We start from the raw sequence: 18,752 nt of genomic DNA on the forward strand, positions 1-18,752 counted from the left end.
GAACCCCTACACCCGAAGGCACATGGACCTGAACCATGCGCGTCTACCAATTCCGCCACGTGGGCACTGATGCTGCTTTACTACTTGTTGTCAAATAACTTGGCAACAATTCTGCTATTATAGCGACTTGAAGAGTTTTGCGCCAGATGAGCTTTCGCTCCATACTGCACATCAACCCTGTACCGCTTTCCCGCAACTGCATTCCCGTGAAGGTTTGTTGCTGCAAGAGACCGAGATTATAGAGCAATATTTGCCGAAGTCAAATGCATTGCGCAGCTTTTCTCCTTTTTTTCATCGGCGGGGCACTTGTTCGGTTTCCGCTACGCTGTCCGTTAGGCAAACCAAGGCGTCCTCCGGTACACTACCGGACATCACCGTGTCAATATTGACGGTGATGTCATCGGTCTTTGTCTTCCGTTTGATCACTGTCAATAACAACTATAGAAATACTTTTGAGCCAAAATACCCACACCATCCCCAGCCGGGAGGACATTCTCGGCATATTCCGCAGCGTCAACGCGCCTCTCGACCCGCAGTCTCTCGGGAAAACGCTGCAAGTGCATGCCGATTCCATGGATGTCCTGGTCCGTCGCCTGAAGGCGATGGAGCGCGACGGCCAGCTCAAGTCTGACGCCAGCGGTGTTTTCAGCCTGGCCGACCAGAGCGCGCTCGTCGCCGGTCGCGTCATGAGCCACCGCGACGGCTTCGGCTTTGTCATTCCCGACGACGCCAGCGCCGACCTGTTCCTGCCCGAGAAAGAAATGCAGAAAGTACTGCATGGCGACAAGGTCATGGCCCGCATCGTCGGCACGGACCGCCGCGGCCGCCCGGAAGGCACGATCGTCGAAGTCACGCAGCGCGCCAACACCCACGTCATCGGCCGTTTGATCCAGGAAAACGGCACCTGGGTCGTGGCGCCGGAAGACCAGCGCATCGGCCAGGACATTCTCGTCACCGGTTCGGTGGGCAAGGCGAAGGCCGGCCAGATCGTCAGCGTCGAGCTGACCGAGCAACCGATGCGCTTCAAGCAGCCGGTCGGCAAGATCGTCGAAGTGCTCGGTGCGCTCGATGATCCCGGCATGGAAATCGAGATCGCCGTACGTAAATTCAACGTGCCGCACATCTTTTCCGCCGCCGCCCTCAAGCAAGCGGAAAAACTGCCGTTCGAAGTGCGCGCCGCCGACCTGAAAGACCGCGTCGACCTGCGCGACGTGCCGCTCGTCACCATCGACGGCGAAGACGCGCGCGATTTCGACGATGCCGTGTATTGCGAACCCGTCAAGATCGGCCGCGCCAACTGCTTCCGCCTGATCGTGGCGATTGCCGACGTCAGCCATTACGTAAAACCGAACGACGCGCTCGATATCGACGCGCTCGAGCGCAGCACGTCCGTCTACTTCCCGCGCCGCGTGATCCCGATGCTGCCGGAAAAACTGTCGAACGGCCTGTGCTCGCTGAACCCGGCCGTCGACCGTTTGACTCTCGTCTGCGACGCCGTCGTCAGCGACAAGGGCGAGCTGAAGGCTTACCAGTTCTACCCGGCCGTGATCCACTCGGCCGCGCGCCTCACGTATGACGAAGTCGCTGCCGTGCTGGGCAACACCAAGGGTCCCGAAGCGGCACGCCGCGCGGAGATCCTGCCGCACCTGCAAAACCTGGAAGCCGTCTACCGCGCCTTGCTGAAAGCACGCACGGAGCGGGGCGCCATCGATTTCGAGACGACGGAAACGTATATCGTCTGCAATAGCGCCGGCAAGATCGAAAAGATCATTCCCCGCACGCGCAACGAAGCGCACAAGATCATCGAAGAGTGCATGCTGGCGGCCAACGTCTGCGCGGCCGATCTGTTGCTGCGTAACAAGCACCCAGGCACCTACCGCATCCACGCCAGCCCGACCAAGGAAAAGCTCACGCAAGTGCGCACCTTCCTCAAGCAAGTCGGCCTGAACCTGACGGGCGGCGATACGCCATCGGCATCCGATTACCAGACCCTGATGCAGCAGATCAAGGAGCGTCCCGACGCGGCCCTGCTGCAAACGATGCTGCTGCGCTCGATGCAGCAAGCCGTCTACAGCCCGGACAATATCGGCCACTTCGGCCTGGCCTACGAGGCGTATGCCCACTTCACCAGCCCGATCCGCCGCTATCCAGACCTGCTGACGCACCGCGCCATCAAGGCCATCTTGCAAGGCAAGAAATACGAACCCAAGCTGTCCGAAAAGACCGTGCTGAACACGAACGTGTCGAACGCCACGCGCAAGCAGCAGGCGAAGGACAAGGCCGACGGCAAGCCGAAGAAGACGGACCTGACGATCTGGGACGCGCTGGGCGTGCATTGCTCGGCCAACGAGCGCCGCGCCGACGAAGCATCGCGCGACGTGGAAGCCTGGCTCAAGTGTTACTTCATGCAGGATAAACTGGGCGAGGAATTCACCGGCACGATCACCGGCGTGACCACCTTCGGCGTGTTCGTGCAGCTCGACACCCTGTTTGTCGAAGGCCTGGTGCACGTCACCGAGCTGGGTGCCGACTACTTCCAGTACGACGATGCGCGCCATGAATTGCGCGGCGAACGTACGGGCAAGCGTTATCAATTGACCGACCGTCTGACGGTGCAAGTGGCGCGAGTCGACCTGGAAACGCGCAAGATCGACCTGCGCCTGGTCACCGATGCGGAACTGGCGGGCGAAGAAGCGCCGGCCAAGCAAGCTGGCGGCAAGCGCAAGGGCGAAAAGAAATCGATGGTCAAGCCCGGTCCCGCGACCGAGCAGCGCCACGAGATCAAAACCAGCGTCAATGGCGGCGGCAAGGCTGGCAAGGGTTCCGGCGGCCGACCCAATGGCGCCAAGGCGCAAGCCAAGCCTGCAGCCAAGGAAGCCCCCAAGGCCGCCGCGCCGAAGCGCAGCAAGAAACCAGCCGCGGCACCCGCTGCGGCGGCACCACGTGCAGCAAAAACTGTATCAAAATCAAGCAAGAACAAGCGATAAAAGAAGCGATAACAAATGAAGAATAAAATGATTTTCGGCTTCCACGCCGTCACCTCGCGTTTGCGTCATGAAGCGTCGTCCGTGGAAGAAATTTTCGTCGATGCCAGCCGCGTCGACGGCCGCATGAAGGACATGATCGCCGCCGCCAAGGCTGCCAACGTGCGCGTCATGCCCGTCGACTCGTCGCGTCTGGACAAGATCGTCGGCACACGCCGCCACCAGGGCGTGATCGCGTTTGCCTCGCAGCTGTCGCTGGCGCGCAATCTCGATGAGCTGCTGGACGCCATCGACGGCCCGCCGCTGCTGTTGATTCTCGACGGCATCACCGACCCGCATAACCTGGGCGCCTGCCTGCGCGTGGCCGACGGCGTCGGCGCGCATGCCGTCATCGTGCCGAAGGACCGCGCCGTGGGCTTGAACGCCACGGCCGCCAAGGTCGCCAGCGGCGCCGCCGAAACCGTCCCGTACATCACGGTGACGAACCTGGCGCGCACCATGCGTGAACTGAAAGAGCGCGGCATCTGGCTGATCGGCACCTCGGACGACGGCGAAAAAGGCTTGTACGAAGCCGATTTCACGGGCCCGACGGCCCTGGTCATGGGTTCCGAAGGCGAAGGCATGCGCCGCTTGACGCGCGACACCTGCGACATCCTCGTCAGCATCCCGATGTTCGGCTCCGTCGAGAGCCTGAACGTGTCGGTCGCTTCCGGTGTGTGCCTCTACGAAGCCCGCCGCCAGCGCATCGCGCTGGAAGCCTAAAAAACGCCAGGGCGGCGTTGCATTGCCTCGCCGTACATTCGTACTGTCTTCGGCAATGCGCCTTGCCCTGAACGTTTTGTAGCGCTTCCAGAAAATCAGCCGCCGCCCTTGAGGCGGCGGTTGTTTATCTGCCTCTCCGGCAGCACGCCGCCGAATACGCTACCATTTGCGTTCCACCTTATCCATTTTCATTATGTTCCACCACCTGCGCGAAGACATCAACAGCATCATCGAACGTGACCCCGCCGCCCGCAATGGCTGGGAGGTGCTGACCTGTTATCCGGGCCTGCACGCCATCGTCATGCACGGCTGGGCACACTGGTGCTGGACGCGGCGCATGAAATGGGTGGGGCGCTTCATTTCGTATATCGCCCGCATCATCACGGGCATCGAGATCCATCCGGGCGCCGTCATCGGCCGGCGCGTCTTCATCGACCACGGTTTCGGCGTGGTGATCGGCGAGACGGCCGTCGTCGGCGACGACTGCACCATCTACCAAGGCGTGACCCTGGGCGGCACGTCGCTGCACAGCGGCGCCAAGCGCCATCCGACCCTCGAGCGCGGCGTCATCGTCGGCGCCGGCGCGCAGGTGCTGGGCAGCTTCACGGTGGGCGAGTACGCCAAGGTGGGTTCGAACGCCGTGCTGCTCAAACCCGTGCCGTCCGGCGCGACGGCCGTGGGCAACCCCGCGCACATCGTGCAAAAGGATGTCAGCGCCTTGCGCGAGGGCAGCACGGCCCATTTGTTCGCCGCGTATGGCGTCACGCCCAACGGCGACGATCCGCTGTCGAAAGCCCTGCAAGGCCTGATCACGCACGCCGTGGCGCAGGAACAGCGCATCGAAACCATCCTCGCCACCCTGAAGGCGGCGGGCATCTGCTGCCAGGGCGTGCCCGAGTGTGATAAATTCGATTCCGAGCAAATGAACAAGCTGGTTGACTAAGGATACAGGCATGAATACTGATGTGACGGCAGGCGAAAAAAGCAATGACAATCCGAATCTGCTCGACCCGTTCGAGATCCGCGTGCTGGCCGTGCTGGCTGAAAAGGAAGCGCTGACGCCGGACAGCTATCCGCTGTCGCTCAACGCGCTGACGAACGGCTGCAACCAGCTGTCCAGCCGCGATCCCGTCATGGCCCTGTCCGAAGAAACCGTCTACGACGTGCTGCAGCGCCTGATGCAACGCAAGTTCGTCAACGGCATCACGCAGGCCGGCGCGCGGGTCGCCAAGTACGAACACCGCATGCGCATCAAGTGGTCGCTGGAACAGGACAAGCTGGCCATCCTGACGATCCTGATGCTGCGCGGTTTGCAGACGGCGGGCGAAATCCGCAGCCGCAGCGGCCGTGTGCACGAATTCAAGTCCGTGGCGGAAGTGGAGTCGGGCCTGCAGTTTTTGATCGACAAATATCCGCCGCTGGTGGCCAAGCTGGCCGTCGCACCCGGCGCCAAGGAGCCGCGCTACGGCCACTTGCTGGGCGGCGAGGAAGCGCTGGCGCAGATCGAGACGGCGGCAGGCTACGCCGGCGCCGTCAGCGCGCCGCAGCAGGGCAGCCGTGTCGCCCAGCTGGAGCAGGAAGTGCTGCAATTGCGCAGCGATTTCGATGGTCTGGCGGCGCAGTTCGAGGCGTTCCGCAAGCAGTTCGAATAAGGCGTCTTTCCCGCGTGACTTTTTCCTTTCTGTGCCGCTCCTGCGGCGAGGTGCATACGGGCATGCCCAGCTTCGGCGCCGACGCGCCGTGGCTGGTTGAGCAGATGGCGCCCGCCGAGCGCGAAACGCGCTGCCAGCTCGACAGCGACGCCTGCATCGTCGATGAAACGCACTGCTTCGTGCGCGCCACCATCGACATTCCCGTGCATGGCTCGGATGAACCGTTCAGCTGGGGCGTCTGGGTATCGCTGAGCGGCGACAGCTTCGACGCCTGGGACGCCTGCTTCAATGAAGCCAAGCGTTCCCACATCGGCCCCTTCTTCGGCTGGCTCAGCACGCGCCTGCCTGCCTATCCCGACACCCTGAACCTGAAAACCCGCGTGCACCTGCGCGACGACGGCATGCGTCCGGCAATCGAACTGGAGCCTACCGGCCATCCGCTGGCGGTGGCGCAGCGCGACGGCATCACGGCAGAGCGGGTGGCCGAGCTGTATGCGCGGCTCGTGCATGACGCGTGACAGGCCCGGCTTTGCCGCCGTTCCCTGTCAGTCCGCTCGCGTTTCCGGTATCATTCGGCATGAATAATATTTCCTTCCAACCGTTTGTTATTGGTGTCGCTGGCGGAAGCGGCAGTGGCAAGTCCACCGTATCCCAACAAGTGCTCGCGTCCTTCGGCGCCGACATGGTCTCGGTCGTGATGCAGGACGACTACTATTGCGACCAAACCCATCTTTCCCCTGAAGTCCGGCGCCAGCAGAATTACGACCATCCGCAGGCGTTCGAGTGGCCATTGCTGGTGCAGCACATCCAGGCTTTGCGCAATGGCGAAGCGATCGAGATGCCCGAGTACGACTTCACGCTGCACAACCGCTCCAACAGGACCATCCCCGTCAAGCCGGCGCCCGTGATCGTGATCGAAGGCCTGTTTGCCTTGTATGACGAAGACTTGCGCAACATGATGTCGCTGAAGATCTTTGTCGACACGGCTTCCGACGTGCGCTTCATCCGCCGCATGCAACGCGATATCACGGAACGCGGCCGTTCCGTGGAAAGCGTCATCGAGCAGTATCTGGAAACGGTCCGCCCGATGCACAAGCAATTCATCGAGCCGACCAAGCGCAATGCCGATGTCATATTGCCGCATGGCGCCAACGGTCCTGCGGTCGACATGATCACGGCCAAGGTGGCCAGCGTCATTGGCCGCCTGAAGCCTGCCGGTTAACAGCCCGCCAGGCTACCGCTCCCCCATCGATTCCGAGAACGTCTTGGTGATCGGTTTCGTCAGGTAGCGCAAGACCGTCTTGCGGCCCGTGTTGATTTCCACGGTGGCCGTCATGCCGGGCTGGATCAGGATCGGCTCGCCATTCTTGCCCATCAGATTGCGCCCGCTGGTCTTGATCTGCACGCGGTAGTAGGGCTGCTCATTGCCCTTGTTGTCTTCACTTAAGGTGTCCGCGCTGATGTAGCTGACGGTGCCGCGCAGGCGCCCGTAGATCCCGTAGTCGTAGGCGTCGAGTTTCACGGCTGTGGGCAGGCCGGGCTTGATGAAGGCGATGTCGGCCGGTTTGACTTTCGCCTCGATGATCAGGTCATCGTCCGTCGGCACGATCTGCAGGATTTCCTCGCCCGGCTTGGCCACGCCGCCCAGGGTAGTGAGGCGCACGTTGCGCACGATGCCGTCCGTGGGCGCATAGATATCCGTCGAGCCCAGCTGCTCCTTGCGCTGGGTCACCGTCTGCAGCACGCCGGCCAGGTCTTCCTGGGCTTTCACCAGGTCCGTCTGGCTATCCTGCAGGTATTTGTTGCGCCGGTTGGTGATCTGCGCCTGGATGTCGACCACCTGCCGCCGCAGTTTCAGCACTTCGGCGCGGCTGACGTCCCCCGTTTCCAGCAGCGGCAGATTCATTTCCAGCTCTTCCTTGATCAGCTTCATGGCGCTTTCCAGCGAGCCCACTTCCGCCTGCACGGCGCCCTGGCGCTTGCTGAACAGGGCCAGCTGGTTGGCGCGAAACTCCGGGAACGCCTGCAGTTCGGGCGGGAACTTGGGCGCGCCGCCAAACACCTCGGCCTGCAGGCGCGCCACGGCCGCCTTCAGCCCGGCCGCCTTGGCCGTGCTTTCCAGGTAGCTCGTCTCGGCCCGCGTGCGGTCGAAGCGCGCCAGCAATGCTCCTTTTTTTACCACGCTGCCTTCGTGCACACGCAACTCGGCCAGCACGCCGCCATCAGCCACCTGGATGATCTGGTTGCGCGAACTGGCGATCACCTGGCCGTTGGCGCGCGTGACCTGGTCCAGCTCCGCCCACGAAGCCCAGGCGATGATGCCGGCCAGCGCCGCCGTGCAGCTCCAGATCAGCACCCGTCCCCGTTTCGCTTCCTCTTTCGCTTCGACCTTGGCCAGTTTCATGCGACGGCTCCCTGCGCTACCGGCGCCGTTGCGGAACTAGGCACGGCCTGCGGCTTGCCCGACAGCTTGGCCAGGACAACGTCGCGCGGGCCGTCGAGCAGCGCCCGGCCCGCCTGCAGCACCACCAGGCGGTCGAGCAGGGGCAATAGGGCGTTCTTGTGCGTGGTGGCGACCATGGTCACGCCTTCGGCCGCCAGTTCTCCCAACAGCCCCACGATGCGTGCTTCCGTCTTCGCATCCATGGCGCCAGTCGGTTCATCGAGCAGCCAGATGCGCGGCTTGGCCAGCAGCAGGCGCGTGACGGCGATCAATTGCCGCTGGCCGCCAGACACGCCGCGCCCGCCTTCGGTGATGCCCAGCGCCAGTCCCCTTGGCTGGCCCAGTATCAGCTCGATCAGGCCCGTGCGCCTGGCCGCCGCCAGTATCGCTTCCTCGCCCGGGTCGGCCAATCCCAAGAGCAGATTGTCGCGCAGGGTGCCGCTGAACAGCCGCGTTTCCTGCGGCAGGTAGCCGACCATTTCGCGCACCACGGCCGGCGCCAGCAGGGCCATGTCGACGTCGCCCAGGTACACCTTGCCTTCGGCCGGCTGGTACAGGCCCGAGGCCAGTTTCAGCAGGGTGCTCTTGCCCGAGCCGATGGCGCCCACCAGGCCGACCCGTTCGCCGGGGCGGATGGCCAGGCTTTCCACTTCCAGCGCCACCTTTTGCGCGCCGCCATACGTAAAGCGGATGCGCTCGAAGCGCAATCCCGTATCGAGGCTGCGCGGCGTCAGCGCGAACTGCGCGGTGTCGGCTTCGTTGGGCAGGCTGATGACCTGTTCCAGGCCGTCGATCGAGGCGCGCGCGTGCGCCCACTGCACCATCACGGCGGGCAGCTGCACGATGGGCATCAGCGCGCGGTTGCTGATGATGGTGCACGCCATCAGGGCGCCCATGGTCATCTGGTTCTCGGCCACGAACCACGCGCCCATGGAGATCAGTGCCACGTTGGTCAGCTGCTGGAAGGCGGCCGTGATGTTTTGCGACAGGGCCGCATAGTCGCGGATATTCTGTTCCGCGTGGCTCGTTTCGGCCACCAGTTCCGCCCAGCGCGCCTGCATCATCCATTCGGCGCTGCTGCCCTTGAGCGTTTCCACGCCATCGACGGCTTCCACCAGCAAGCCCGCCTTGCGGTTGCTGGCGTTGAGGTTCTTGCGCGTATGACTCTGGATGGCGCGCTGGAACATCAGCCCGCACACGAGGGCCAGCGGCAGCGCCACCAGCGGCACCACCACGAGCCAGCCGCCGATGATGGTGATCATGGCGAGGAAAATCAGGGCGAAGGGCACGTCCGTCAGCACGAACAGCGAGGTCGACGTGAGCACGCCGCGCACCATTTCAAAGCCTTTGACCTGCGCCGCCAGAGTGCCGACGGAAGCGGGGCGCGCCTCCATGCGGATGCCCAGCATGCGCTGGAAAAACCATTCCGACAATTCATGGTCGACGTCATTGCACGAGTGATCGACGATGCGGCTGCGCACTTGCTTGAGGATGAATTCCAGGCCGATCGACAAGGCCACGCCCACCACCAGCACCCACAGGGTGCTGAAGCTCTGGTTCGGGATCACGCGGTCGTACACCTGCATGGAAAACAGCGAGGTGGCCATGGTCAGCAGGGTCACCAGCGCGGTGGCCAGCACGGCATCGACGAACACGCTTTTCTTCAGCCACAGGGCCTTGCGCACCAGGCTTAGCGCGCCGGGGCGGGCGCCGCTTTTTTCGCTGCGGCGCGGCAGGCCCACGCAAGCTAAACCTGCCGACGAGGCCAGTTGCAGGGCGCGCCCATCGATGCCTTCGCCGCGCCAGGCGCCGTCGGCGCCGCGCGACTGCAGCAAGCCCCAGCCCGTGCTGGCGCTGTAGACGGCGAACGGCAGCTCGCCCGGCGTGGGCTCGTGCAGCGGGCGCGCCGCGCCTTCCAGCCCGGCCGCCTGCCAGATGGCGGTAAGCACCATGGCGGGTGCGCCGCTGTCGTCGATATCTTCGAGCTGGCGCTGCAGGTCGGCCAGGCGCGCAGCCGCCAGATGCTGGCCTGTCAGGCGGGCGGCCCGTTCGACGAGTGTCAGCAAGCCATGTTTGATGGAGTTATCCACGCTGTCTCCTGTGTGCATCATGTCGGTGTCAATTCGCGCGCGCCAGGCCCGGCGGCGCCGTGCGCCCGGCCAGGGTGCCCGTCTGCGCGGCCAGGCGCAGGCTGGCGGCAATCGCCTGCGCGCGCGTGTCTTCCAGCGAAAACCGCGCCTGGGTCGCTTCGCGCACGGCGTTGAGCACGTCGTTCCAGCTCTTGCGGCCGATCACGTACTGGCGCGCATACGATTCGAATACCTGCGTCGAGGTGGTGCTGGCCTCGCCCGCATTGTCCAGGCGCTGGCGGCTCGCTTCGGCCTCGTTCCAGTCCAGGGTGAAACGCTCGCGCACGTCGCGCTCGGCCGCATCGTGCGCGGCGCGCGCGCCTTCGCGCCGTGCCACGGCCGCGTCCACGCCGGCCTTGGCCGACAAGCCGGCGCCCGGCTGCGCCTGCAGCACCAGCATGGCGCGCGCGCGGTTGTCGGCATTGATGCCGCCGCCCGTGGGCTTTTCCATGCGCAGCACCACCTTCGGCATGTAGGCCGAGCGCTGCATGGTGATCTCGGAATCGGCCGCCTGCGCCTCGAAATCGAGGCGGTGCAGGGTGGGGGAGTAGCCGATGGCCTGGCGCATGACCCGTTCCAGGCTGGCGTCGGGCAGCGGTTCGCCCACGCCGATGCCGGTGGCGGTGACGAGACGCACCGGTTTGCCGGCCAGCTGCGACAGCTGCGCCAGCGCGTTTTCCTGTGCCTGGCGCGCATTCGACACGTCGTTGGCCGCCTGGTAGGCGCGCGATTCGGCCAGGCGCTGGTCCGTTTGCGAACTGACCGACTGCGCCACGCGGCGCTTGATCATGTCGAGCAGGCGCTGGTGCTCGGCCAGCCCCTCTTCGGCCGAGCGCATGCGGGCCGTCTGGCGCAGCGCCTCGGTATAGGCGGCGATCACGCGCAGCGAGAGGGTCAGGCGTTCTTCCTCGATGGCGGCGCCGGCCGCGTCGACCCGGCTGCCGGCTGCATCGATGCCGGCGTCGATGCGCCCGCCGCTCCACAGCGGCTGCTCGATGCGCACCACGCCGCCCGTTTCCCGCGAACCCGTGGGAACTTCGGCCGACAGGCTGGGGAAGCGCTGCCACTGCGCGCCATCGAGGTCGGCGCGCGCGGCAGCCTGCGCCGAACGCTTGCCCTGCACGGCGGGATGGCTTTGCAGCGCCTGCTGCAAGACCTGGTCGAAGCTCCAGGCGGTGCTGCCCTGGGCTTGGGCGAAGGAGCTGATGAATGCCATGGCCATGGCCGCCAGCAAGGCCGCGCCACGTGGCGGTACAAACAATGCTGGGGAACCGCGTAATCTCATCCCGTATTTTTCCGGCACCAGGCCTGACGCATTTCTAGGTGTGGCGGGAGCGCCCGCTGTGCCGCGCTCCCGCCGCCGTGCCAGGCGCGGCGCCTGGCGTGGGTGCCCTGCTTCAGACGACGAAGTTGGCACCCGTCAGCTGCGTGATGTTCACGCCGCTGAGCAGCACCAGCGCCGTGTCGATGGCGTTGGCGTTGCTCAGGTCAGTCGAGTGATACACGGTCACGGCGCCGCTGTTTTGCGCATCGGCGATGACGATGTAGCCCTGTCCCGACAAGACGCTGTCGTCGGCCGCGATGGCGCTGGCCGCCGCGCCGATCGACACGGACGTGCCGTCGAAGATGAACAGGTTGTTGTTGCCAAAGTCCGTGCTCACGTTGACGCCCACGGCCACCGATGCCGTCAGGTCGGCGATGGCCGACATGTCGATCACGTCGCCGCCGGCGGCCGGCAGGCCCGTGCTGAAGTCGGCCACCGTCAACGGGTTGTGCAGGGCATTCTGGCTCAGCACGAACAGCTGGCTCGCGTCCGTCAGGTCGGCCTGGGCCTGGGCCGCCGCCGCCGCTGCGGCATCGGCATTCGCCGTCACCGTCAGCGAGCCGGCGTCCGTCAAGTCCGCCTGCGCCTGCGCTTGCAGGGCGGCGGCCGCGGCCGCATCGGCTGCCAGTTGCAGGGCGCTGGCGTCCGTCAGGGCGGCTGCCTGCGCCGCCGCCAGCGCCGCTGCCGTTGCCGCATCGGCGGCCTGCGTGAGCGCCACGGCATCGGTCTGGTCGGCGATGGCTTGCACGGCGGCGGCGTTGACCGCATCCGCATTTGCCACGACGGCCAGGGCGCTGGCGTCGGTTTGCGCGGCGATGGCGTTCGCTTGCACCAGGGCGGCGTCGGCTGCCTGCGCGTCGGCATTGGCCTGGGCTGCCGCCGCGTCATCCGCCTGCGCGGCATCCGCATTGGCATGCGCTTGCGCCGCAGCCGCTGCCGCGCTGGCGGCGGCCGCATCGTCCGCTTGCGCCGCTTGCAGGGCCAGCAGCGAGGCGGCGGCCTGTGCCTGCGCCAGCGGCGCGGCCGCATCGGCCGCATGGGCGGCCGATGCGGCTGCTATCGCATTATTGGCGTTGACGGTGGCCGCCGCTGCGGTCGCATCGTCGGCCTGCGCCGCCTGGGTGATTGCCAGCGAGGCTGCGGCCTGGGCCGCTGCGGCCGCGGCCGCATCATCGTCGTTCTGCGCTGCCGTGGCCGCTGCCAGTGCGCTGGCAGCTGTTGCCGCCGTGCTGACGGCCAGCGCGTCGGCGGCGATGGCGGCCGTGTGCGCGGCGGTGGCGGCAGCGGCATTGGCCGCTGCCTGGTTGGCGGCCGTGTCATCGGCCTGCGCCGCCTGGGCTGCAAGCAGCGATGCCGCCGCTGCGGCGGCGCTGGCGGTGGCGGCGGCATCGGCGGCTGCCGCTGCCGTGGCAGCCGCTTGCGCCAGCGCGGCGGTTGCGGCGGCGTCGGCGGCGGCCTGGTCGTCGGCGACGGCGGCATCGTGCGCCGCCTGGGCGTTGGCCGCATTGGCCGCTGCCAGCGCGGCTGCCGCGTCATCGGCTTGCGCCGCCTGCGTGGCGGCCAGGGTGATGGCAGCCGCAACGGCTGCGGCCGCTGCCGCGACATCGGCGTCATGCGCGTTTTGCGCCGCCAGCTGGGCTGCCGCTGCCGCGGCGGCCGTGGCGGCGACGTCGGCATCGGCGGCCAGCGCTGCATCGAGCGCCAGTTGCGCATTGGCGGCGGCTGTGGCGGCGGCTGCCGCGGTGGCGTCGTCCGCCTGGGCATTGAGGGTGGCGGCCAGGGAAATGGCCGCTTGCGCGGCTGCCGCTGCCGCGGCGGCATCGGCGTTTTGCGCCGCGACCGCCGCCGCATGCGCGGCAACCGCATTGGCGGCAGCGGTGGCGGCCGCCGCATCGTCGGCCTGGGCCGCCGCCAGCGCCGCATGGGCGGCAGCCGCATTGGCATTGGCCTGGGCCGCGTCATCGGCCGCGCTCTGGGCGGCGATGAGGAGGTTCAGTTTCAGCGTCTCGTCATTGTCCGCATCCGTGGCGTTGACATCGGCCGTCACGGCGGCGCTCAGGTTGGCGATGGCCGCATCGAGCGCGATATGGGCGTTGAGGGCTGCCGTATCGGCCAGTTGCGCTGCCAGCGTGGCCGCCGCAGAGAGGGCGGCCGTGTGCGCGGCATTGGCGGCGGCATCGTCGGCGGCCAGCGCCGCGCTGGCGGCTGCCAATGCGTTGTTGGCGGTCGTGGCAAGGGCCGCCAGGGCGCCGTCGGCCAGCAAGGCCGCATCGGAAATGAGCTGGGCCGCCGCCGCATCCGCCGCCGTGCTTGCCGCAGTGGCGTCGTCGGCCGCGGCGGCATTGGCGGCGGCGAGCGAGGCGCTGGCCGTCACTATCGCCGCGTTGAGCGTGGTGATGGCCGCGTTCAGGGCCGCTTGCGCGTTGGCCGCTGCCGTGGCTGCCGTAGCGGCGAGGCTGTCGTCGTTCAGCGCCTGGTTCAGCGCGGCCAGGGCGCTGGCCGCCGTTGCCGCGGTCGTGCCGATGGCGAGATCGGCGGCCAGCGCGGCTTGCGTGGCTGCCAGCGAGATGGATGCCGTGAGGGCGGCAGTGGCAGCGGCAATATCGTCCGCCTGCGCGTGCTGCGTGGCGGCGGCTGAAATGGCAGCCACGGCCGCCGCCACGGCAGCAGCCGTGTCGGCGGTGGCGGCGGCCACCGCGGCGGCCGTTGCATTGGTGGAGTTCAGCACAGCCGCAGCGGCAGCCGCATCGTCGGCCAGGGCCGCATTCATGGAAGCGAGCGCGTTGGCGGCGATGGTGGCGGCGCTGGCGGCGGCATTGTCTGCCAGTTGCGCCGCTTGCGCGGCCGCTTGCGAGACGCTGGCGACAGTGGCGGCCGTTGCAGCGGCCAGATCGTCGGCGATGGCGGTAGCGGTGGCCGCGCTTGCCGCCACGGCGGCAGCGGCCGTGGCGGCCGCATTCGCGTCCGCCTGCAAGGCCGCATTCAGGGCGGCCAGGGCATTGGCCGCTGTTGCCGCCGTCGCGGCGGCGGCGGCATCGGCCGCCTGTGCCGCCTGGGCAGCGGCCAGCGAGGTGGCCGCCACGCCGGCGGCGGTGGCCGCGAGCGTGTCGTCCAGCGCCGCCGCCGTGGCCGCCGCCTGGGAAGTCAGGGCCAGGGTGGCGGCGGCGGTGGCCGCACTGTCGGCCGCGAGCGCATTGTTCAGGGCGGTCAGGGATGCCGCCGCCGTGGCGGCTGTCGAGGCGGCCGCCGCGTCATCGGCTTGCGCCGCCTGTGCGACGGCCTGCGACAGGGCCGCCGTGGTGGCTGCCGTGGTGGCCGCCAGCGCCGCCACCAAGTCGAGCGGGTGGGCAGCCGAATAGGCGGCCAGGGCGGCGGCATTGGCCGCATCGTTGCTGGCGATGGTGGTCAGTGCGGCGGCATCCGTCAGGGCCGCCTTGGTGGCCGCCACGGTGGCGGCCGTGACGTTGAGCGTGTGGGCGGTACCGAGCAGGACGGCGTCGGTGAGACCGGCGACGGTGGCAGCGGCCGTGGCGGCGGTGGCATTGACGGTCGCAGCCAGGCCCAGGGCGACGGCGTCCGTCAGGTTGGCCGTCGTTTGCGCGGCGGCGGCCGCGGCCGCATCGACGGTGGACACCAGGCCCAGGGCGACGGCGTCGGTCAGCGCGGCGGTGGCCGCTGCCGTGTTGGCGGCGGCCGTGGCGGCTGTCGACACGGTGCCCAGGGCCACCGCATCGGTCAGGTTGGCAACGGCGGCAGCGGCGGTGGCGGCCGTGTTGGCGGCCGTCGAGACGAGGTTCAGTGCCACGGCATCGGTCAGGTTGGCTGTCGTTTGCAGGGCGGCGGCGGCAGCCGCGTCAGCCGTCGCGACCAGGCCCAGTGCGGTGGCGTCCGTCAGCGCGGCGGTGGCGGCAGCCGTATTGGCGGCCGTGGTGGCAGCTGCCGAGAGCGTGCCCAGGGCCACCGCATCGGTCAGGTTGGCAACATTCGTCGCCGTATTGGCGGCGGCTGCGGCGGCCGTGGCGAGCAGGCCCAGGCCGGCGGCGTCCGTCAGGTCGGCCGTTGCCTGCAGGGTGGCGGCCACGGTGGCGTCGGCGGTCGAGATCAAGCCCAGCGCCGTGGCGTCCGTCAGCGCCGCCAGGCTGGCGGCCGAGGAGGCGACCAGCGCATCGGCATTCGAGATGAGGCTCAGCGCGGTGGCATCGGTCTGGCCAGCCGTCGTGACGGCCAAGGCTGCGGCCGCGTCGGCTGCGGAAGAGACCAGGCCCAATGCCACGGCGTCGGTCAGATTGGCAACAGATTGTGCCGCCGTCAGCGCGTTTTGCGCCAGCGTATTGGCAGCCGTCAAGGTGCTGACAGCCGTTTGCGCGGCAAGTTCAGCGGCGGCGTCGGTGGTGGAAATGAGCCCCAGCGCGCCGGCATCGGTCAGTGCGGCCGTGGCGGCGGCGGCGGTGGCGGCGGCTTGCGCTGCCGCCGCGGCGCTCACTGCCGAGATATCGATCCCGCCAAGGGCGGCAGCGGCTTCTGCCGCCGAGACGGCGGCGGCGGCGGCGGCGGCGAGCGCTCCTGCGTCGGTCAGGTTGGCTGTCACTTGCAAGGCGGCTGCCGCCGCCGCGTCGATGGTGGCGGTCGCTGCAAGGGTGATGGCATCCGTCAGGCTGGCAGTGATATCGGCGTTATCGGCGCCGAGCTGCAAGGCATTGACGGTGGCCGTCAGATCGAGCACGCTGGTCTCGCCGGCCGTCACGTTGGCGGCCAGGGCGGCGAGGCTGGCGAGATTGAAGGCGTTGAGTGCAACGTTGACGTCCAGCAAGCTGGCTTGCGCATTGGCGGCGGCCGCGTCGGCATCGGCCTGGTCGGCCGCTTGCTGCAGGGCGACGACATCGGTCTGGTCGGCCACTGTCTGGGCATTGGCGGCATCGCTGGCGGCGGCTGCGTCGGCAGCGGCCAGGGCCGCCGCATCCGTCTGGTTGGCCGTCGTTTGCGCGGCCAGCGCGGCGGCCGCATCGGCGTCGGAAACCACTTGCAGGGCGGTCGCGTCCGTCAATGCTGCCTGCGCGGCGGCGGCGATGGCGGTATTGGCGGCCGCATCGGCCGTGATTTGCAGGGCTGCCGCGTCGCTCAGGCTGGCTGTGACGACGGCATTCGCCGCCACAGTGGCGGCAAGGGCGGCGGCGGCATCGAGCGCGGCGGCATCGCTACTGGCGGCCAGGGCGGCGGCGGCCGCCGTGGCAGCGTCGGCATCGGAAATCAGGGCCAGCGCAGCCGCATCCGTCAAGCCGGCCTGGAGTTGCGCCGCGTCCGACGCCAGAGTGGCGGCATCGGCGATCAGGCCCAGGGTGGGCGCGTCCGTCATGTTCGCTTGCGTCTGGGCATTGGCGGCGTTCGTCGCGGCGGCATTGGCGGCCGCCTGCAGGGCGACGGCGTCCGTGGCGTTGGCGATGGCGGCGTCCTGGGCGGCAATGCCGGCGGCGGCGTCCGCCGCCATGGTCAGGGCGACGGCGTCGGTCAAGTTTGCTTGTGCATCGGCGGCAATGGAGGCATTCGCGGCGGCGGTGGCGGCGATGCCCAGTGCCGTGGCGTCGCTGGCATTGGCCGCTGTCGCTGCATCGGCCGCGGCGGTGGCCGCGGCGCTCGCGGCGGCAGCCAGGGCGGCGGCATCGGTGACATCGGCCAGTTCGGTCGCAGCGGCAGACGCGGCGGCATCCGCATCCGAGATGAGGGCCAGGGCGGCGGCATCGGTAAAGCTGGCCTGGATGCCGGCCGAGACGGCGGTGTTGGCGGCGGCGGTTGCCGCCAGGTCCAGCGCGGCGGCGTCCGTGGCATTGGCCAGCGCCGTGGCGGCGGCGGCAGCGGCGGCATCATTGGCCGAAATGACGCCAAGTGCCGCCGCATCGGTCAGTGCTGCCTGGGTGTTGGCTGCGGCGGCGACCACGTCGGCCGCATCGGCGATGGCTTGCAGGGCAGGGGCATTGGTCTGGTCCGCTTGCGTTTGCGCCGCATCGGCGGCGGCCTGCGCGGCGGCGGCGTTGGCGGCGGCCGTGGCGGCAGCCGCATCGTCATTTTGCGCCGACGTGGCGGCAGCCTGGGATATGGCGGCGGTAGCGGCCGCCGCAGCGGCAGCGTTGTCGTCACTCGTGGCGGCGTCAGCGGCCGCTTGTGCGCCGGGAACGACAGCGGCAGTGCTGACCGCCAGCGCATCGTCGCTGGTGGCGCTATTGGCGGCGAGCAAGGCTGCGGCAGCGTCAGCGGCCGCTTGGGCCGCCAGCTGGTCGGCCAGGAGGGCCGCATTTGCCGCGGCCAGCGAAGCTGCGGCCGTGGCCGCTGCAGCCGCCGCCGCCGCGTCATCGGCCAGGGCATTGGCGGCGGCCGCGGCGGCGGCGGCGGCGGCCAGCACGGCTTCGTCGGTCACGACGGTGGTGGCGGATTGATTGCCCGTGCCACCGCCGGTCGATCCGCCCGTGCCACCGGTACCGCCCGTGCCGCCTCCGGTGCCGGAACCGCCAGCCGCGGCGCCTCCGCCACCACCTGCCGCTGCGGCGACCAGGCCAAGGCCGCCGAGCGCGCCCAGCACGCCAAGTCCGCCCAGGCCGCCCGCAGCGCCCGCGCCCGCGCCGGCACCGCTACCGGCGCCAGCCGACGCTCCGGCGACATCCACGACACTGCCGCTGGGGATGCCGGCCGCGCCCGCCCCCGCGCCTGTGCCCGTCGCGCCCGCGGCGCCACCATTGTTATCGCTTTGCGGCGTGCCGAGGTCGGCACCGCCGTTGCCGGCCTGGCCTGCGGCCGCGCCACTGCCACCGGCTGCCAGGGCGGCTGCCGCCACAGCGGCCGCCGCACCCACGGCGCCGGCATTGCCGTTGGCGGCGCTGCCCGTGACTTCCACGACATTTTCAGGCGGCATGGTCGCGCTGGCATCGTCCCCTTTGATCAGTTCATCTTCGTCATACTGCTTGCGGTCACCGTTTTTTGGGTCGACGGCTTTTTTTGCGGGCGTCGCGAGCTTGGCGCCAGCGCCTTCGGCATTGACGGGAACTTGTGCTGGATTTTGGGTGGTGGCCATTTGAAAAGTCTCCGGAAAAGGTTAAGTATTCGTGCAATTTTCTAAAATAATAAAAAATCAATAATCTGCTGCGATTCCTTGCTTGCTCCGGCGAGGCTTGGGCCGTGGTTGAACTCTGGTGTTTCCGATGTTGATAGTGGCAAGTAAAACATAATTGGGAAAAAAACGTTGGGGCAAAAGAGCGCTACTTCGGCAATATTAAAAATGCTATTTTCATATTCGTTTTGTGCGTCGCCGCTTTCCTGTGTTTTGTTGCGCCGGCAACTGGCTTGTCCGGCAGGGCGCAACGGCAGGGTACAGCCTTTGCACGAGGTGGGCAGTGGCGCTCACTCTGATGATAGTTTCAATTTTGAAACTTCCAATTTCATTTTGACTACTTTTCATGACATTATTTTCTC

The 18,752-nt window shown here is 67.6% G+C and carries 10 protein-coding genes; 6 read left to right on the forward strand and 4 right to left on the reverse strand.

The genetic code is table 11. From position 1 onward, the window contains the following. The first annotated feature begins 452 nt into the window (after nt 1-452). From rnr to udk, 6 genes are all read left to right on the forward strand, one after another. The gene (rnr, locus tag IGS55_RS12610) at nt 453-2,987 is read left to right on the forward strand and encodes a ribonuclease R (RefSeq protein ID WP_230518782.1); all 2,535 of its coding nucleotides are present in this window, start codon (nt 453-455) and stop codon (nt 2,985-2,987) included. Nucleotides 2,988-3,002: 15 nt separating this feature from the next. Then, complete coding sequence (gene rlmB / locus IGS55_RS12615) at nt 3,003-3,746, forward strand: 23S rRNA (guanosine(2251)-2'-O)-methyltransferase RlmB (protein WP_034756912.1); 744 nt, start codon at nt 3,003-3,005, stop codon at nt 3,744-3,746. A gap of 193 nt (nt 3,747-3,939) precedes the next feature. After that, nucleotides 3,940-4,689, forward strand: coding sequence for a serine O-acetyltransferase (gene cysE / locus IGS55_RS12620; protein WP_034756915.1), 750 nt, complete (start codon nt 3,940-3,942; stop codon nt 4,687-4,689). A gap of 10 nt (nt 4,690-4,699) precedes the next feature. Beyond that, on the forward strand, nt 4,700-5,398 hold the full coding sequence (locus IGS55_RS12625) for a YceH family protein (protein WP_070221306.1): 699 nt from the start codon (nt 4,700-4,702) through the stop codon (nt 5,396-5,398). 14 nt (nt 5,399-5,412) lie between these two features. Continuing rightward, on the forward strand, nt 5,413-5,916 hold the full coding sequence (locus IGS55_RS12630; protein WP_230518783.1) for a DUF2199 domain-containing protein: 504 nt from the start codon (nt 5,413-5,415) through the stop codon (nt 5,914-5,916). Nucleotides 5,917-5,975: 59 nt separating this feature from the next. Next, the gene (udk, locus tag IGS55_RS12635; protein WP_070303044.1) at nt 5,976-6,620 is read left to right on the forward strand and encodes a uridine kinase; all 645 of its coding nucleotides are present in this window, start codon (nt 5,976-5,978) and stop codon (nt 6,618-6,620) included. A gap of 12 nt (nt 6,621-6,632) precedes the next feature. Here the strand turns inward: udk and IGS55_RS12640 are convergent, their stop codons facing one another. The 4 genes from IGS55_RS12640 to IGS55_RS12655 form a co-directional block, all read right to left on the reverse strand. Continuing rightward, on the reverse strand, nt 6,633-7,802 hold the full coding sequence (locus tag IGS55_RS12640; protein WP_219329792.1) for an HlyD family type I secretion periplasmic adaptor subunit: 1,170 nt from the start codon (nt 7,800-7,802) through the stop codon (nt 6,633-6,635). Further along, on the reverse strand, nt 7,799-9,931 hold the full coding sequence (locus IGS55_RS12645) for an ATP-binding cassette domain-containing protein (protein ID WP_230518784.1): 2,133 nt from the start codon (nt 9,929-9,931) through the stop codon (nt 7,799-7,801). The genes IGS55_RS12640 and IGS55_RS12645 overlap by 4 nt, the downstream gene beginning before the upstream one ends. A gap of 28 nt (nt 9,932-9,959) precedes the next feature. Next, nucleotides 9,960-11,186: a TolC family protein gene (locus IGS55_RS12650; RefSeq protein WP_230518785.1), complete on the reverse strand. Its 1,227-nt coding sequence runs from the start codon at nt 11,184-11,186 to the stop codon at nt 9,960-9,962. A 181-nt stretch (nt 11,187-11,367) separates the two neighbouring features. Continuing rightward, on the reverse strand, nt 11,368-18,354 hold the full coding sequence (locus tag IGS55_RS12655; RefSeq protein WP_268992033.1) for a hypothetical protein: 6,987 nt from the start codon (nt 18,352-18,354) through the stop codon (nt 11,368-11,370). Nucleotides 18,355-18,752: the final 398 nt, after the last annotated feature.

Origin of the sequence: Janthinobacterium sp. EB271-G4-3-2 (assembly GCF_020858035.1) — a bacterium.
Taxonomy (GTDB): domain Bacteria; phylum Pseudomonadota; class Gammaproteobacteria; order Burkholderiales; family Burkholderiaceae_D; genus Janthinobacterium; species Janthinobacterium aestuarii.

Excerpts from the sequence above, each read along its gene's own strand:
- IGS55_RS12655 (WP_268992033.1), bottom strand. The coding sequence starts at position 18,354 with ATGGCCACCACCCAAAATCCAGCACAAGTTCCCGTCAATGCCGAAGGC.
- IGS55_RS12650 (WP_230518785.1), bottom strand. The coding sequence starts at position 11,186 with ATGGCATTCATCAGCTCCTTCGCCCAAGCCCAGGGCAGCACCGCCTGG.
- IGS55_RS12640 (WP_219329792.1), bottom strand. The coding sequence starts at position 7,802 with ATGAAACTGGCCAAGGTCGAAGCGAAAGAGGAAGCGAAACGGGGACGG.
- IGS55_RS12625 (WP_070221306.1), top strand. The coding sequence starts at position 4,700 with ATGAATACTGATGTGACGGCAGGCGAAAAAAGCAATGACAATCCGAAT.
- udk (WP_070303044.1), top strand. The coding sequence starts at position 5,976 with ATGAATAATATTTCCTTCCAACCGTTTGTTATTGGTGTCGCTGGCGGA.
- cysE (WP_034756915.1), top strand. The coding sequence starts at position 3,940 with ATGTTCCACCACCTGCGCGAAGACATCAACAGCATCATCGAACGTGAC.
- rlmB (WP_034756912.1), top strand. The coding sequence starts at position 3,003 with ATGAAGAATAAAATGATTTTCGGCTTCCACGCCGTCACCTCGCGTTTG.